This is a genomic window from Veillonella parvula (assembly GCF_032575955.1).
In the GTDB taxonomy this organism is placed as follows: Bacteria; Bacillota; Negativicutes; order Veillonellales; family Veillonellaceae; genus Veillonella; species Veillonella parvula_J.
The window spans coordinates 323,291-339,358 of the sequence record NZ_JAWFXN010000001.1; the positions used below are offsets into that span (position 1 = coordinate 323,291).

Annotated in this window: 19 protein-coding genes; all 19 read left to right on the plus strand. The window is 38.3% G+C overall.

What is annotated here, in order from left to right:
* The first annotated feature begins 43 nt into the window (after positions 1 to 43).
* The 19 genes from gap (at position 44) to E7L28_RS01590 (ending at position 15,974) form a co-directional block, all read left to right on the plus strand.
* Positions 44 to 1,054, plus strand: a complete 1,011-nt coding sequence (gap, locus tag E7L28_RS01500) for a type I glyceraldehyde-3-phosphate dehydrogenase (RefSeq protein WP_316055248.1) — start codon at positions 44 to 46, stop codon at positions 1,052 to 1,054.
* Between the two features lie 13 nt (positions 1,055 to 1,067).
* The gene (locus tag E7L28_RS01505) at positions 1,068 to 2,246 is read left to right on the plus strand and encodes a phosphoglycerate kinase (RefSeq protein ID WP_316058052.1); all 1,179 of its coding nucleotides are present in this window, start codon (positions 1,068 to 1,070) and stop codon (positions 2,244 to 2,246) included.
* 1 nt (position 2,247) lies between these two features.
* Positions 2,248 to 3,018 (plus strand): triose-phosphate isomerase, encoded by a 771-nt coding sequence (gene tpiA, locus E7L28_RS01510; RefSeq protein ID WP_174892265.1) that lies wholly within the window; start codon positions 2,248 to 2,250, stop codon positions 3,016 to 3,018.
* 13 nt (positions 3,019 to 3,031) lie between these two features.
* Positions 3,032 to 4,558, plus strand: a complete 1,527-nt coding sequence (gpmI, locus tag E7L28_RS01515) for a 2,3-bisphosphoglycerate-independent phosphoglycerate mutase (protein ID WP_316603676.1) — start codon at positions 3,032 to 3,034, stop codon at positions 4,556 to 4,558.
* 117 nt (positions 4,559 to 4,675) lie between these two features.
* Positions 4,676 to 5,959: a phosphopyruvate hydratase gene (gene eno, locus E7L28_RS01520; RefSeq protein WP_316603675.1), complete on the plus strand. Its 1,284-nt coding sequence runs from the start codon at positions 4,676 to 4,678 to the stop codon at positions 5,957 to 5,959.
* A gap of 188 nt (positions 5,960 to 6,147) precedes the next feature.
* A complete protein-coding gene (locus E7L28_RS01525) occupies positions 6,148 to 7,158 on the plus strand; it encodes a GspE/PulE family protein (RefSeq protein ID WP_316603674.1) in 1,011 nt (336 codons plus the stop codon).
* Positions 7,142 to 8,161, plus strand: coding sequence for a type IV pilus twitching motility protein PilT (locus tag E7L28_RS01530; RefSeq protein WP_316603673.1), 1,020 nt, complete (start codon positions 7,142 to 7,144; stop codon positions 8,159 to 8,161). Before E7L28_RS01525 ends, E7L28_RS01530 begins: the two co-directional genes overlap by 17 nt.
* Before the next feature lie 8 nt (positions 8,162 to 8,169).
* Positions 8,170 to 9,345 carry a type II secretion system F family protein gene (locus tag E7L28_RS01535; protein ID WP_298711804.1) on the plus strand — a complete coding sequence of 392 codons (1,176 nt, stop codon included), beginning with the start codon at positions 8,170 to 8,172 and terminating at the stop codon, positions 9,343 to 9,345.
* Between the two features lie 37 nt (positions 9,346 to 9,382).
* Complete coding sequence (locus E7L28_RS01540) at positions 9,383 to 9,829, plus strand: competence type IV pilus major pilin ComGC (RefSeq protein ID WP_316692033.1); 447 nt, start codon at positions 9,383 to 9,385, stop codon at positions 9,827 to 9,829.
* Between the two features lie 53 nt (positions 9,830 to 9,882).
* Positions 9,883 to 10,425: a prepilin peptidase gene (locus tag E7L28_RS01545; protein ID WP_004696142.1), complete on the plus strand. Its 543-nt coding sequence runs from the start codon at positions 9,883 to 9,885 to the stop codon at positions 10,423 to 10,425.
* On the plus strand, positions 10,404 to 10,865 hold the full coding sequence (locus E7L28_RS01550) for a hypothetical protein (RefSeq protein ID WP_004696141.1): 462 nt from the start codon (positions 10,404 to 10,406) through the stop codon (positions 10,863 to 10,865). The genes E7L28_RS01545 and E7L28_RS01550 overlap by 22 nt, the downstream gene beginning before the upstream one ends.
* A gap of 7 nt (positions 10,866 to 10,872) precedes the next feature.
* Positions 10,873 to 11,229, plus strand: coding sequence for a hypothetical protein (locus tag E7L28_RS01555; protein WP_316603627.1), 357 nt, complete (start codon positions 10,873 to 10,875; stop codon positions 11,227 to 11,229).
* Positions 11,226 to 11,897 (plus strand): hypothetical protein, encoded by a 672-nt coding sequence (locus E7L28_RS01560; protein WP_012864485.1) that lies wholly within the window; start codon positions 11,226 to 11,228, stop codon positions 11,895 to 11,897. Before E7L28_RS01555 ends, E7L28_RS01560 begins: the two co-directional genes overlap by 4 nt.
* Complete coding sequence (locus E7L28_RS01565; RefSeq protein ID WP_004697137.1) at positions 11,878 to 12,285, plus strand: hypothetical protein; 408 nt, start codon at positions 11,878 to 11,880, stop codon at positions 12,283 to 12,285. The genes E7L28_RS01560 and E7L28_RS01565 overlap by 20 nt, the downstream gene beginning before the upstream one ends.
* 9 nt (positions 12,286 to 12,294) lie before the next feature.
* Positions 12,295 to 13,149, plus strand: a complete 855-nt coding sequence (locus E7L28_RS01570) for a hypothetical protein (protein WP_316603626.1) — start codon at positions 12,295 to 12,297, stop codon at positions 13,147 to 13,149.
* Entirely contained in the window at positions 13,133 to 13,729 is a 597-nt protein-coding gene (locus tag E7L28_RS01575) for a fimbrial assembly protein (RefSeq protein WP_316692035.1), read from the plus strand. The genes E7L28_RS01570 and E7L28_RS01575 overlap by 17 nt, the downstream gene beginning before the upstream one ends.
* Positions 13,730 to 13,736: 7 nt before the next feature.
* Complete coding sequence (locus E7L28_RS01580) at positions 13,737 to 14,126, plus strand: hypothetical protein (RefSeq protein WP_316692037.1); 390 nt, start codon at positions 13,737 to 13,739, stop codon at positions 14,124 to 14,126.
* Between the two features lie 119 nt (positions 14,127 to 14,245).
* Positions 14,246 to 15,088, plus strand: coding sequence for a shikimate kinase (locus tag E7L28_RS01585; protein ID WP_316692039.1), 843 nt, complete (start codon positions 14,246 to 14,248; stop codon positions 15,086 to 15,088).
* On the plus strand, positions 15,060 to 15,974 hold the full coding sequence (locus tag E7L28_RS01590; protein ID WP_237301837.1) for an ATP-dependent 6-phosphofructokinase: 915 nt from the start codon (positions 15,060 to 15,062) through the stop codon (positions 15,972 to 15,974). Before E7L28_RS01585 ends, E7L28_RS01590 begins: the two co-directional genes overlap by 29 nt.
* The last annotated feature ends 94 nt before the right edge of the window (positions 15,975 to 16,068 follow it).

Genomic DNA, 16,068 nt, shown 5'->3' on the forward strand with positions numbered 1-16,068 from the left:
TTTGAAATTTGGTTAAAATTTTTGTTATTAGGAGGATTTAACAATGGCAGTAAAAGTTGGTATTAACGGTTTTGGTCGTATTGGTAAATGTGTAGTTCGCGCAGCGATTAATAATCCTGACGTTGAGGTTGTAGCAATTAATGCAACTGGTGATAATGAAGGTACTGCATTATTGTTAAAATACGACTCCGTACATGGTACAATTCCTAACGAAGTAACATTCGACGAAGAAAATATCTATGTTGATGGCAAAAAAATCCGCGTATTCCACGACCGCGATGCTTCCAAATTACCTTGGTCTGAAGAAGGTGTAGAAATCGTAATTGAATGTACAGGTAAATATCGCGATGCAGAAGAAGCAAAAGTTCATTTAGAACAACCTACAGTTAAAAAGGTATTGATTTCTGCACCTGGTAAAAATGAAGACTTAACTATGGTTATGGGTGTTAACCAAGATATGTACGATCCTGCAAAACACCATATCATCTCCAATGCATCTTGCACAACAAACTGTTTGGCTCCATTCGCTAAAGTATTATGCGATGAATTCGGTATTAAACGCGGCATGATGACTACTATTCATTCCTATACAAATGACCAAAAAATTCTTGATGCACGTCATAAAGACCCTCGTCGTGCTCGTGCAGCTGCTATGTCCATCATCCCTACAACTACTGGTGCAGCAAAAGCTGTTGCTAAAGTATTGCCTCAATTAAAAGGTAAATTAGATGGTTTTGCATTGCGCATTCCTACTCCAGACGTATCTGCTACAGATCTTGTTTGCGAACTTGAAAAACCGGCTACTAAAGAAGAAATCAATGAAGCATTCCGCAAAGCAGCAGCTGGTGAATTAAAAGGTATTCTTGGTGTATCTGATGTACCATTGGTATCCTGTGATTTCAGCTCTGATCCTCGTAGCTCCATTGTTGATGCTGATTTGACAATGGTTATGGATGGCAACATGGTAAAAGTTGTTTCTTGGTATGACAACGAATGGGGTTACTCCGAACGTCTTATCGACATGGCCGCATTTGTAGCAAGCAAAGGCTTATAATCAGGAGGCTTTGATGAAACAAACAATTGAAGGTTTACAAGTAGCTAATAAAACAGTATTTGTTCGTGTTGATTTTAATGTTCCTATGAAAGATGGTGTCATCACTGATGACACTCGTATTCGTAGTGCATTACCTACTATCAATTACTTAATCGAAAAAGGGGCAAAGGTTATCCTTGCTTCTCACTTTGGTCGTCCTAAGGGAGAACGCAAACCAGAAATGTCTTTGGCACCATGTGCTAAGCATTTATCTGACCTTATCAACAAGCCTGTAGCATTCGTAGATGACTGCATTGGTCCTAAAGTTGAAGAAGCTGTAAAAGCATTACAATCTGGTGATGTATTGATGCTTGAAAATTTGCGTTACCACAATGAAGAAACTAAAAACGACCCTGAGTTTGCTAAGCAATTGGCATCTCTTGCAGATGTTGCTATCAATGATGCGTTTGGTGTATCTCACCGTAATGCGGCATCTGTAGTCGGTATTGCTGATTATATCCCTATGGCAGCAGGTTTCTTGCTCAAAAAAGAAATTGACGCATTAAGTGCAGCTGTAGTACATCCCAAAACACCTATGGCAGCAATCATTGGTGGCGCGAAAGTTACAGATAAAATCTCCGTTATTTCTAACTTATTGCCTAAAGTTGATGTAATGATCATCGGTGGCGGTATGGCTAATGCGTTCATTAAAGCACAAGGTTGTAATATTGGTAGCTCCTTATTTGAAGAAGGTCAAGAAGTTATTGCTACAGACCTTGTTATGGAAGCTCGCGTAGCAGGTGCTAAATTACTGACACCTATCGATGCTGTAGTTGCAGATGCTTTCAGCAACGATGCTAATACTAAAATTGTAGATGTTGATCAAATCGAAGACGGCTGGATGATATTAGATATTGGGCCTAAAACCCGCGAACTTTATGTAGAAGCATTGGCGCCAATGAAGACTATTATTTGGAATGGTCCTATGGGCGTATTTGAAATGGAAAACTTTGCAGCTGGTACAAATGCAGTAGCGAAAGCTGTAGCTGAATCTGATGCGATGACTATCGTTGGTGGTGGCGACTCTGTAGCAGCCATTGAAAAAAGTGGTTTAGCAGATAAAATTAGCCACATCTCCACAGGTGGCGGTGCATCTTTAGAATTCTTAGAAGGCAAAATTCTACCGGGTATTGCTGCATTGTCCGAGGCATAATATGAGAAAACTCATTATTGCAGGGAATTGGAAAATGAATGGCACCATTGCATCTGGATCAATTCTGATCGAAGCGTTTAACAGCGTGTTACAAGATATGGAATTGTTTTGTGATGTAGTTGTATGTCCGCCTTTCACAGCCATCGAACATGCGGTAGCATTGACGAAAAATACAGCTATTGAAGTAGGCGCACAAACTATGGATTATCATGATGCTGGTGCGTTCACTGGTGAAATTTCACCACTTATGCTTACAGAGGTAGGCGTTAATTATGTAATCATCGGTCATTCTGAGCGCCGTGAATATTATGGCGAAACAGATGAGACGGTAAATGCAAAAATTAAAAGTGCATTTCATCATAATTTGAATCCTATTGTCTGTGTTGGTGAAAGCTTAGAACAACGTGAAACTGGTCATACGATTGACTGGATTACGTCACAACTTAAAGGGGCTTTGGCTGATATTCCTAAAGAGCAAGTCAGCCAATTGATTATTGCGTATGAACCAATTTGGGCTATCGGTACTGGCAAGACCGCAACGGCTGATCAAGCCGAAGAGGTATGTAAAGAAATTCGAAGTTACATTCGATCTTTATACGATAGTGAAACTGCTGAGGCAATACGCATCCAATATGGTGGTAGCGTTAAATCAGAAAATGCATTAGAAATTCTTGGAGAGCCTAATATAGATGGAGCTCTTGTAGGTGGTGCATCCCTTGTGGTTGATGAATTTATTGATATTATTAAAGCGGCGAATCAAGTAAGCGCTTAATATGAGGTTAAAAATGGCTAAATTAGAGGCTCCCGTAATGCTAGTCATCTTAGATGGCTTTGGCTTGGGGGATCAAACAGATACAACCAATGCTGTAGTACAGGCGAAGCCGCTCTGTTTTAATCAATTATGGGATACGTATCCACATACAACATTAGAAGCATCAGGGCTTGCGGTAGGTCTTCCAGAAGGTCAAATGGGGAACTCTGAAGTAGGCCATTTAAATCTTGGCTCTGGTCGCATCGTCTATCAAGATTTGACACGTATTACAAAAGATGTCGAGTCCGGTGAGTTTTATAATCGTCCTGTTATGAAGGAACTATACAAAGTAGCTAAAGAACAAAGCTTACATCTTATTGGGTTAGTTTCAGACGGCAATGTGCATTGCTCCTTAGATCACATTAAGGCAGTCATTAAAGGAGCTCATGATAATGGGATCGAGCATGTGTATGTACATGCTTTGCTCGATGGTCGTGATGTAGCTCCGCAATGTGCACAAGGTTATTTAAAAGACTTAGAAGCGTATATGGCTGAGTTAAACTGTGGCAAGATTGCTACTGTGAGTGGTCGCTATTATGCGATGGACCGCGATAATCGTTGGGATCGTGTTGAGTTGGCATACAATGCGATTGTAAATGGTCAAGGTGAAACAGCTGCATCTGCTTGTGAAGCCGTGCAACAGTCCTATGATAAAGATGCAGCAGATGAGTTTGTTCTTCCTACAGTCATTGATGGTGAAGGAACCATCAAAAATGGTGATGCTGTCATCTTCTGTAACTTCCGTCCAGATCGTGGTCGTGAACTTACAAAAGCACTAGTATTACCTGATTTTGATGGCTTTAAACGGAAGCCACTATCTATATATATGGCAACTATGACAAAATACGAGGATGGTTTGCCCGTACATATTGTGTATGAAAAGGATACATTATCTGAAACATTAGGTGAAGTTCTAAGTGCAGATGGTTATCGCCAATTGCGTATTGCGGAAACAGAAAAGTATGCTCATGTTACATATTTCTTCAATGGCGGTGAAGAGGAACCCTTTGAAGGTGAGGACCGCATTCTCGTAAAATCCCCTCAAGTGGCAACCTATGATTTACAGCCAGAAATGAGCGCTTATGAAGTGACCGATAAGGTTGTACAAGCAATTCAAGATGAAACGTATGATATGATCATTTTGAACTTTGCTAATCCAGATATGGTCGGTCATACGGGTAGCTTTGAAGCCGCTGTTAAAGCAGTTCAAGCTGTGGATACTTGTTTGGGGCGTATTGTAGAGGCTATTCGCAGCAAAAATGGTCATCTGTTGATTACAGCAGACCATGGCAATGCTGAGCTTATGGTCAACCATGAAACCGGTAAGGTGCATACGGCACATACTACGAATTTAGTTCCTTTAATTTTAATGAGCGACACACTTAAAACAGCTACATTAGAAGCTGGTAAACTATGTGATATTGCGCCTACATTATTAGACTTGGCTGGTATAGAACAACCAACAGCCATGACAGGACATAGTTTAGTGCATAAAGCATAATATAGAGCTTTCACTATATTAGTAGTTAATTAGAGTTATAAGCCTATAAGGTTAAGCTCAATATATATAATGGCTGTCAGATGGCAGTTATTCCATTAGATTTTATGAGGTGAAGAAATGGCAGTAATTGAACAAGTCATTGCAAGAGAGATTTTAGATTCCCGCGGTAATCCAACAGTTGAAGTTGAAGTATGTTTAGAAGATGGTACTATTGCGACAGCAGCAGTTCCATCTGGTGCTTCCACAGGTATGTTTGAAGCCGTAGAATTACGGGATGGAGATAAATCCCGTTACTCCGGTAAAGGTGTTTTAAAAGCTATCGATAATGTAAATGCTAAAATCGGTCCTGCACTTATCGGTTATGATGCTACAGAACAAGTAGCAATCGATAACTTGATGTTGCAACTTGACGGTACAGACAATAAATCTAACCTTGGTGCAAACGCAATTCTTGGCGTATCTATGGCAGTAGCTCGTGCGGCGGCTGAATCTTTGGACTTGCCATTATTTGTATATCTTGGTGGCTTCAATGCTAAAGAGTTGCCAGTTCCTATGATGAATATCTTGAATGGTGGCGCACATGCAGATAACAACGTAGATATTCAAGAATTCATGATCATGCCTGTAGGCGCTAAATCTTTTGCAGAAGCTCTTCGTAGCTGTGCAGAAGTATACCATACTTTGAAATCCGTACTTCACAATAAAGGTCTTAGTACTGCAGTAGGTGATGAAGGTGGTTTCGCACCTAACTTGTCATCTAATGAAGAAGCATTAGAAGTAATCTGTGAAGCTATTAAAGCTGCTGGTTATGAACCAGGAAAAGATTTCAAATTGGCACTTGATTCTGCATCTTCTGAATTCTACGAAGATGGTAAATACAATCTAGCTGGCGAAGGCAAAGTTAAAACAGCTGCTGAAATGGTAGACTTTTACGAATACCTAGTAGGTAAATACCCAATCGTATCCATCGAAGATGGTCTTGCTGAAGAAGATTGGGAAGGCTGGAAATTATTGACAGAACGCCTTGGTGACCACGTACAACTTGTTGGTGACGATTTATTTGTAACCAACACAAAACGTTTGGCTCGTGGTATTGAGCTTGGTGTAGGTAACTCCATTCTTGTAAAAGTTAACCAAATCGGTACTCTCACTGAAGCTTTCGATGCTATGGAACTTGCTAAACGCGCAGGCTATACCTGTGTAGTATCTCACCGCTCTGGCGAAACAGAAGATACTTTTATCGCTGATATTGCTGTAGCTGTAAATGCTGGTCAAATTAAGACTGGTGCACCAGCTCGTTCTGAACGTGTAGCGAAATATAACCAATTGCTTCGCATTGAAGAAATGTTATATGAAACAGCACAATATAAAGGTAATGATGTTTTTTATAACTTAAAATAAGAAACGTTATATCTAACAGTTTAATAAGGGCGCCCTTCGGGGCGCCTTTTTTGTATGTCTAAAAATAGAAAAGTTTTCGCTTCGTGGATTTTTAAAAATAAAAAAGGGATTTAGAGGCTGATGTCGAAACCTATAACGCCATACGCTAGTGTGAGGTAAAAACATACCGCAAGGTATTGGAGGTGACCATGTATGTAGATGTAACATTAGACGATATTATCTTGTATGCCTTAGAACACCATGTAAGCGATATCCACTTTGATCCCGTTGAAAGTGGTGCTCATATTCGGTTACGACAAGATGGACTGCTGCAACATTACATGACTGTATCATTTGAGGAAGCTGAACTCATTATCAACCGCATCAAGGTGTGTAGTTCTCTAGATATTAGCGAGAAGCGTTTACCCCAAGATGGTCGTTGGGCTTGGAGTCATAAAGATAAGTCTGTAACAATGCGTGTGTCTACATTGCCTAGCCTATATGGAGAAACCTTAGTATGTCGTCTTATGGGAAATGAAGGGAGTCATAAAGACTTAAAAGAATTAGGCATGCAGCCGGATATCTTTGAGCACATTGAACAATTATTAAAACGTCCTTATGGATTATTACTTATCTGTGGACCTACAGGCAGTGGTAAGACAGCCACCTTATACGCCATGTTACGCATGCTTAATTTAGAGGAAACAAAGTTAATCTGTCTCGAAGATCCTGTAGAGGCTGAAATAAAAGGGGCTATCCAAATTGGTATCAATGAAAAAATTGGCTTTACTTTTGCCAAAGGTCTTCGGTCTGTATTACGGCAAGATCCAGATACGATTATGATTGGTGAAATTAGGGATAAGGAGACCGCAGAGCTAGCCGTTAAGTCTGCTTTAACGGGGCATCGCGTATTATCTACTATACATACCAATACAGCTATAGGCGTTGTAACACGACTCATGGATATGGGCGTAGAGCCGTATTTAATACGGGCTACATTAATGGGAGCTATTGCACAACGGCTAGTACGAAAATTCGATGGTACAGCATATCAAGGACGGACTGCTTTATTTGAATACTTAGAAATACCTGCTAATTCGGCTCATTGGGACCAATTAGAAACACATTTATTATTGTCATTAGAAGAGTCTGCTCGTGAGGCCGTATCTCAGCATGTTACATCTATAGAGGAGGTGCATCGTTGTGGACTCATGCTGTAAGAGTGAAAGTTTAGAAACTATTGTAGAAAAGGCAATACAATTATCATCAACAGATATTCATCTACAATGTGGGCAGCCTATCTATTTGCGACATGGTGATGGATTAAAGGCTACTTCGTTTATGTGTACTACAGAATTAATCGAGGATATCTTGCGCCGTTGTGGTATAGCCTCTTATGAGTGGCAGTCGCTTGATGAGGCTTGTTCCTGTTGTGGTGTGCGGATCCGCATTCATCTATATCGAGCTAATCAGACTATATGTGGTACATTGCGATTACTCTGTCATCAACAACTAAAGTTAGATGACAATAGTGAGGGGCAACTGCTACAAAAATTATGTGAAGCACATGATGGTCTATTGCTTGTTTGTGGACCTACAGGCAGTGGTAAAAGTTTTACCTTAGCTTGTTGTATTGATTATATTAATCAGACTATGGAGCGTCACATTATTACCTTAGAGGACCCCATAGAATTTGAGTTTGCACCTAATAAGTCTTTGATCCATCAACGACAATTAGGTGCTGATATCAATACTATGTCAGATGGTATTCGAGATGCCTTACGAGAGGATCCGGATGTCATTATGGTAGGCGAACTTCGAGATCGTGAAACTCTTGAAGCGGCACTTCATGCGGCAGAGACTGGTCACCTTGTAATGGCGACCATGCATACACAGCGTGCAGTGATGGCTGTTCATCGCATGATTTCTCTGTTTCCTGGGGAGCAACAAGAAGAGGTACGCAATCAAATATCTCAAGTGTTACGGGCCGTTATATGTCAGCGTTTACTTCGATGGAATAAAAAGTTCATTACTATTCGTGATATTTTGCTAAATACCCATGCAGTAGCAAATTTGATACGGACCCGTAAGGAACCACAAATCATTTCTATCCAAGAAACACAACTACCAATGAAAACATTAGAAATGGCTGTACGAGATGTAAAGGCACAATATGGAGCTCAACAACAATTACATACCTTGCTTGATCAACAATTATCGTAGGTGGATATATGGAGGCTTATGAATATGTCGTAAAAAATAATCAAGATAAAACAGAAAAAGGTTTGATGTGGGGTGACTCAGAACAGGAAATTGCAATACGGTTAAAACGAGATGGCTATAAAATTTATAGGATATCGTTGCAGGATGAAAAAAAGAAACATAAATGGAATCATACTATGGTGGTAGATGTGACTTATCAATTAGGTCTACTCATTGAATCTGGTGTTCCATTACGGCGTGCCTTACAGTTACTCTGTCAGGGGAAACGAGGTCTACTCTATACAGCTTTATATGAATCTATAGAGCGTGGTCAGACTTTATCACAAGCTTTACGAAGTGAAGGATGTCCTCCTATTGCTTTGGCTTTACTAGAAAGTGGTGAAGCAGCGGGCACCTTGGGTGAAAGTTTACAATATATATCCCGTCACTATGATTGGGAGAGGCAGCTGAAACAAAAGGTTATAAGTGCTATTTCTTACCCTTTATTTCTTCTTTTAATGATGAATATATTTTTTCTAGTCACCATTTTGTTTATTATTCCTTCATTTGAAAATGTATTTACCACTATGCATATTACATTACCTTTGATGACGCGAGCTCTTTTTGTATTAGGACAAGGGTTAAAATCGCATCCTCTAATGGTAATAGCTATACATTGTGTTGTAATAGGTTCATTAGCATTTGCTTATAAACAACATAGTATAAAGTGTAAAGTACATCGTTGGCTTTGGCTATTGGCTCACCGATACCAATGGAGTACTTGTGTGTACTATACGAGCATGTTAAAAGTTTGGGCTCTCTTACTAGATTCTGGTATCTCTATTATTCACACCATGAATATTACTCGCCCTTTGTGGGGGAATATATATGGTGCTGAATGTAGTGAACAGGTGGAAGCAAAGTTATTATCAGGACACTCATTTGAAGAAAGTTTGCGTAGTGGTCAAATAGGAAATTCTTTTATATGGCAAATGATCTCCATTGGAGAAGAGAGTGGCGAATTAGTAAAAATGTTAAACCACTGTGGATACTACTATGAATCTATACTTTCAAAATATATTGCTCGTTTAGAACGATTGTTGGAACCGATTCTACTAACCGTAATGGGAATTGGTGTAGCCGTATTAGTTGTATCTGTTATGTATCCCTTATTTACGTCCATTGCCAACTTAGGAGGTCAATAGACAATGTTACTACTTAACTATTAAAAAGGAGGATATTATGAATTCTTTTATGCATATGATTCATGGAGTGAATCATCAATTAAAAATGTGCGGTCAATGGGTCGTAGATCGATTACATATTTCTCGTGTTCGAGAAGGGTTTAAAAAATCGAGAAAAGGCGGATTTACTCTCGTTGAATTAATGGTTGTAGTGGCGGTTATTGCTATACTAGCAGCTATTGCGATGCCACAATTCTTATCTGCTGCGGATAAAGCTCGAAACGCTAAGGAAACAGCAGATATACAAATAATTAAGAATGCTACTCAGTTGTATATGATTGACAAGAATGTCGATACACCTCCAACAGTAGAAAATTTATATAAGGAAGGTTATCTTACTGAACATGTTAAGACTGCAAAAGGGAAAGAATACACTATTACTTATGAAGTAGTCAGTGGTGGGACCTCAAAATCTGTTGTTGTTAAAGCACCTAATGAGCCTTAATTAACTTGTATAGGTTATGAATTACATACGTTAGTTATATGAAAGGACAAGGTATGAAAGGGACCAATTATGTAATAGGCCTTTTTGTATATATAGCATCTATAGTTCTGCCTATTATAGTTTCATCAAAAGCAATATCTTATACTCACATTGCTTTGTATGCTGTGTTTTCACTCATCATCATAGCAGGTGCTACCATCGATATGCATTACTATATATTGCCCGATGAAGGAGCGCTAGCTCTTGTAATAGGAGGGATTATGTATAGCTATATAAATGATAAATCTATGTTAGTAACCGTGTTAAGTGTTATGAGCGTAGGGGCTATTACATATGGACTTCGTTTGATCAGCCATAAAGGTTTTGGCATAGGAGATATTAAATGGTTTTCTGCTATTGCAATGTGGCTCTCGCCATGGGAAATTATATGTTTCTTTTACGTAGCATTTTGTGTTGGTTCTCTCTATCTCTTACTAACAGGTTATCGTAATCGATATATCCCATTTGGTCCCTTTTTATGCTTTGGTGGATGGTGTGCCTTACATGGGGGTTCCTATATGGAGGTGCTTTACCAATGGTTAAGGTACAACTTATAAATCGTCAAAGTGGATCTTTGCTGGCAGAATGGATTATTACGCTTGGTTTAATTTTACTGCTCATCTCTATTGCTTTACCTATTGTAATAACACCTAGTCGTTATACCTTAAATGGTACTACGCAAGAGGTGGTGTATATGCTCAAGAAAGTTCAACTTTGGTCTATGCTAGGGCATAAATCTAATGGTAAAGGGAGAATGCTTTTTATATTAAATAAGGACAGTTACACCTTAGAGGAAGATGCCAATCATCATACGGTAAATATATCATTGCCGTCAAATATTGAGAGCACGCGGTCTATGACTATTATTTCTTTTTCAGCTTTAGGCTTACCTTATGATGGGACAGAAATTATTTTGAAAGATCGTGAAAGTGGTGAGAAAAATCGCATATGGATATCTGTACAAACGGGGCGTATTAGGTGGGAAGAAGTGCACTGAAGGATTTATGTATGGTGATGCCTTAATATCAGCTGCTATAATCATGCTCATTTTACCTATTGTATTATCTATATTTTGGATGGCTACTCTTACGGTATATAAGGCGTATTATTGGGATCATATATTGCAAGATACCATAACGTATTTAGAAAAGGCTAAAGCTTCTTACTATAAAACTGGAACAATAGAAGCAGGTGTATATAACTCTCAATTCACTATGAGTCCTAGTGAAAAAATTACTTATAAAACATATATAAAGCCTGTAGTGATAGAAGGTGTATCTTTACAACGATTAACAGTAGATGCCATCGATAATCAATCTGTTGTCTACTCTCTATCAGTTGATTTGGAGGGGATACATTGAACGGCGAGGATATAGAAAAGGTAATTGGAAAGAACAAAGAATATAAGCAGAATCCTATAGCAAATAAGAATAAAAATAATAATAAGAAAAATAATAGTAAGAATAGAAATAATATGGGATTTATTTTATATTCTACGCTCATTAGTATGACGATTTCTGTCATAGTTCTTACCATATTGTTAGGCATCGTATTCTATGCAGTTATGTGGGATGCTAAATTACTGGATAGTGTAGCTATGATGGAGGATGGTCGATATACACGGCGGATGGTTGTGGCTCAAATGATATGGAACCCTGTGAAGGTTACTGTAGAAGACCATAATAAGAGTTTATATATTCACGATACAAAACGTACAACTTTAACTGTACAACGTCATGCACTATACAGAAAATTAACAGATAGTAGCTTGCAGCCTGTCAGTGGCAGCCGAATTGTAGGAACTACAGATAAACGAAATGTGGGCTATACTCAGGAATATCCTTTTAGTGTAGATACTAATGGGACCGTGTATTTGCGCTGGTATATTAACAATCGTTTTGTTAATGATAGGAAATATACAAGTGGTTATGGAGGACTAACCATATATGAGGTCTCTATTGGACAGAGTGCTATTTATGATTGGTATAAAAGTAAAGAGGAGACAAGTCATGAACATAGGAGCCCATAACGCGGGCTTTATTACATATATAGCGATACTTACGATGTCCTTTTTATTACTATTAGCTTTTATGGGGCTTCGTATAGGACAAATATGTGAAAGTAATGTGGTAGATGAATTGCATTTGGAAGAAGCTCATTACGCAGCACAAAGAGGTGCTCATTGGTTTGTTGGCTATTGTAAATTAGGAAATGTATGGGACTTTCAAAATAAACTAGTTGTAATAGATGATGAAAATGTAGAGATTACTATTGAAGCGGACAGCTCAACAGATAATCCGCGTCATATTATGAGTTATGGAAAACTGAAGAATAGTGAAATCGTGAGTCGTGTACATATGTATGTGACCGTAGATAAAGAAAAACATATGCATGTTATAAAGGTAAAACCTTATTGAGGTGATTCTATGAAACGAAAAAAGAAAATACATTCCGGAGTATGTATAACTGATGAACATATTGTATGTGTTACCGCTCATATAGAAAATAAAATAATGGTCATTACTGATGCGTTAGAAATGAAGCGTACAGGACCTATTGATGAAGACGTTACAAAATTTATAGAAACGTATGATTTAGATGAAGGGGCCTATAGTATTGTTGCTAATATTGATACACAAATGCATGTAGCACCTTATGATCCTCATGATTTTGATATGAAGGAGTTTATAAAGTGGAATATAGAGGACTACTTTAGTTTTGATGGAGATAGTTTCCAAATGGATGCTTGTCGCCGGGAATATCCACGACACAATTATCATATGTTTATGGTGGCTGTAGATCGGCATTCACTAGAGCTTTTGAAGCAAGGTATACGAGATACTTATGCACCCGTTGATGTTATTGATTTTTGGCCTATTCCTATTTGTTATTGCTTGATGCGGCGCAGCGGTACTGTAACAGGTGTTGTAGAAGAAGGCGCCATGCATTTATGGCTTTGGTGGAATGATATATGCATTCAAGAGTGTATTGTACCTATTACTGGTAGCGATGTAGCTGAAGCTATGGATAAGTTAGAAGTGAGATTACAAGACTTTGGTATAGATGAGATACAGGGAATTCGGATGTATGGGTTAGAATCTATAACAAATGAAGAACGGACAGATATGGAAGGTATAATTTCCATGTATGGAGAAACTGAATATATTCCATTATTATTTTTAGGTCGTGGTCGTAATCGTTGCAAGCAAGGACAATTAGATTGGGACATGGCTATCGGTATGGCAGCAAGGGGGCTTAAATGGATTGGATTGGGCTGGTAAGGATAGATATATTAATTTAATGCCTCGTTCGTTACGATGGCATAGTTTATGGCATACCTATCGATACTTTCTTTACGGGATAAGTTTTATATACGTTATAGTAGGATTTGTTACCTTATATAGTTGCTGGTCAAGCTATCGTAGCTATGAAAATCAGAAGACAGACTTTGTACAATTGCAAGCAAATACTCAGTATCAAGAAATACATCAACAATACGGTGAATTAATGGAAATAAGAAATAAAATAATAAAGAATAAACTCTCTAAGAATCAGACTGATATATTACCCAATACAATGGTCGTATATATTCTTGATGTCGCCATGGCAGAACATATTAGTTTACAGCATCTTAGCATTAAGGAGGGACGTATCAGTATAGATGGTATAGGCACGAGTGACGAAGTGTGTCGTAAATTTATTGCTATTCTCCAACAAAAATTACTAGGAATGGAGTGTCATGGAACGGTTAAAGCAGACAAAGGTGTTTATACATTCCATATGGACGGATCTAAAAGAGAGCACAACGTATCAGGTCGAGAAAATATTAGCGGGCCTAGTGTTGTGGGGGATACTCATTAGTCTTTCTATGTATGGGCATATCTATTTTGAAGAAAAAAATAATAACATAAAAAATCAACAAGATAATTATCTTATACAAATGAATGCTGAGTCGGATTATATAGTGTCTAATGAAGCAAAACTATTAGAATCTTTTATAGAGAACAAGACATCAAATACGAGTTCTAATACAAGTATTTTTGATTCCTTGCAAGGAGAACCATTAATGATTGTCAGTACTGATGAGCATGAAGGTATACTAGAATTAAGGTTATTAGGTAGTACAGAGCGTATGATTAACTGGATAAATACTGTTGAAGAAAAGGATCCTTCACGCCGTATAGAAATAGAAGATATAGAACGTAAAGGTAATGTAGTTTATGTACATTGTGCAGTTAAATCGATTATAAAACCGTAATGAAAATCGTGTGTATTATATAAAGACAGATTATAGATTTTATGTCTATAGTCTGTCTTTGTTTTTGGGCCATTTTATAGTACAATGAAGGATATGTAATGATAAGGGGCACATAATAGATGATAATAAAACGGAATATTATGCTCATCGGCTCTATGGGAAGTGGCAAAAGTCACTTCGGACGAAACCTTGCGGAACGCAAGGGGTGGCAATTTGTAGATACCGATCGCGTATTAGAAAGTCGTTTTGGGTTGCCCATTGCTGAGATATTTAAAAAGATAGGAGAAAAAGCATTCCGCCGCGCCGAAATGGATGTACTAAAAAAGGTTTGCTTATACCATGAAGCAGTGATTTCTGTGGGGGGGAATTTTCCTATTGAACATCGCACCTTAAAGGTATTAAAAAAATATTCCTATATTATTGGTATCCGAGCTGCACAATTCCGTATTGTCAGTCGCGTGAATCGCCGTGTTGGGAAACGGCCTACAATGGACTATAGTAATGTGAATGCCTTTGTACATGCTATGATACAATCGTGGAAGCCCGTGTATAAGCAGTGCGATTTTGTACTAGATACAACAAATGGCCGGACCTATGATTTTATACAGCGTATTGAGGATGAATTAGATACCTCAGATGTGCAATTTAAAGCAAGACGTCAACCCAATGATACAAACGATGTAGATGCTAAAGAAGCATCTAAAGATATACAATTGAATAATCACCAAAGTAGGAAAAAAGAGATTTCTGAAGCAGTATCAAAAAGAGCAATGTCTAATAAAATTCGTTATGATAAAAGGTATAAACAAAAGACTTCTAATCAAACGAATAAAAAAGGTAAGGCACATAATATATCCAAACAACGTACACCACAAGGGGGTAATGGATATGAGAAGAATCGCAATACTAACAAGCGGCGGAGACGCACCTGGAATGAACGCCGCCATAAGAGCACTAACTAGAAAAGCTATACATGAAGGTTTTGAAGTATTTGGTATTGAACGTGGCTATTTAGGTATCATTGAGGAAAAGATATTTCCATTATCGAATCGAGACGTTGGTGGCATCATAACACAAGGTGGTACGATGCTGAAAACAGCACGTTTTCCAGAATTTCAAAATGAAGAGATTCAACGCAAAGCTTATAATATTTTGAAAGCTTATGACATTGACCATTTGGTTGTTATCGGTGGTGATGGCTCCATGCGTGGTGCTACAAGTTTATCTAAACTTGGTATGTCTACTATGACCATTCCATGTACGATAGATAATGACATGGGTGGTACACAATATACGATAGGCTATGATACGGCTCTTAATACGGTAGTTGATGCGGTTGGACGTATTCGGGATACATCAAATTCCCATGAACGTGTAGCCATTGTGGAGGTCATGGGGCGCAAAGCTGGACATATTGCATTAAAGGCAGGACTAGCTTGTGGGGCAGAAATAGTTTTGGTTCCGGAAAATCCAATGTCATTACATGCGGTGTGTCGTCATTTAAAGGAAACACAAATTCGGGGTAAAGAATATAGTGTCATCCTCGTTGCAGAAGGTGCCTATAACAGCGGTGAGGTGAAAGCTTTCATCAAGGAGCATACGGAATTTGATCCTAGCTTAACCGTGTTAGGATACTTACAACGTGGTGGTGGTCCATCGGCATTTGATGCTATTTTAGCGGCTCGTATGAGTGAAGCCTGCCTTAATCTATTAATGAGTGGTGTTGATAACCGATTAGTAGGTTATATAGATGGTCATATCCGCGCCCTATCTTATGAAGAGGCAGAACGTCTTGAATTTCCAATTGATGAAAAGGATTATAGACTATTATCAATATTGAGTAGTTAATGGCCCGTAAGGGCCATTTTTTTATATATCATAATTTATTCATTAATGAAATTATATTGCGTAAAAGCAATTGGTGCTGTATAATTTAAAAATA

Bases quoted from the DNA above. Each gene is read 5' to 3' on its own strand.
- gap (WP_316055248.1), top strand. From the start codon at position 44: ATGGCAGTAAAAGTTGGTATTAACGGTTTTGGTCGTATTGGTAAATGT.
- E7L28_RS01505 (WP_316058052.1), top strand. From the start codon at position 1,068: ATGAAACAAACAATTGAAGGTTTACAAGTAGCTAATAAAACAGTATTT.
- tpiA (WP_174892265.1), top strand. From the start codon at position 2,248: ATGAGAAAACTCATTATTGCAGGGAATTGGAAAATGAATGGCACCATT.
- gpmI (WP_316603676.1), top strand. From the start codon at position 3,032: ATGGCTAAATTAGAGGCTCCCGTAATGCTAGTCATCTTAGATGGCTTT.
- eno (WP_316603675.1), top strand. From the start codon at position 4,676: ATGGCAGTAATTGAACAAGTCATTGCAAGAGAGATTTTAGATTCCCGC.
- E7L28_RS01525 (WP_316603674.1), top strand. From the start codon at position 6,148: ATGTATGTAGATGTAACATTAGACGATATTATCTTGTATGCCTTAGAA.
- E7L28_RS01535 (WP_298711804.1), top strand. From the start codon at position 8,170: ATGGAGGCTTATGAATATGTCGTAAAAAATAATCAAGATAAAACAGAA.
- E7L28_RS01540 (WP_316692033.1), top strand. From the start codon at position 9,383: ATGAATTCTTTTATGCATATGATTCATGGAGTGAATCATCAATTAAAA.
- E7L28_RS01545 (WP_004696142.1), top strand. From the start codon at position 9,883: ATGAAAGGGACCAATTATGTAATAGGCCTTTTTGTATATATAGCATCT.
- E7L28_RS01550 (WP_004696141.1), top strand. From the start codon at position 10,404: ATGGTTAAGGTACAACTTATAAATCGTCAAAGTGGATCTTTGCTGGCA.
- E7L28_RS01555 (WP_316603627.1), top strand. From the start codon at position 10,873: ATGTATGGTGATGCCTTAATATCAGCTGCTATAATCATGCTCATTTTA.
- E7L28_RS01565 (WP_004697137.1), top strand. From the start codon at position 11,878: ATGAACATAGGAGCCCATAACGCGGGCTTTATTACATATATAGCGATA.
- E7L28_RS01570 (WP_316603626.1), top strand. From the start codon at position 12,295: ATGAAACGAAAAAAGAAAATACATTCCGGAGTATGTATAACTGATGAA.
- E7L28_RS01580 (WP_316692037.1), top strand. From the start codon at position 13,737: ATGTATGGGCATATCTATTTTGAAGAAAAAAATAATAACATAAAAAAT.
- E7L28_RS01585 (WP_316692039.1), top strand. From the start codon at position 14,246: ATGATAATAAAACGGAATATTATGCTCATCGGCTCTATGGGAAGTGGC.
- E7L28_RS01590 (WP_237301837.1), top strand. From the start codon at position 15,060: ATGAACGCCGCCATAAGAGCACTAACTAGAAAAGCTATACATGAAGGT.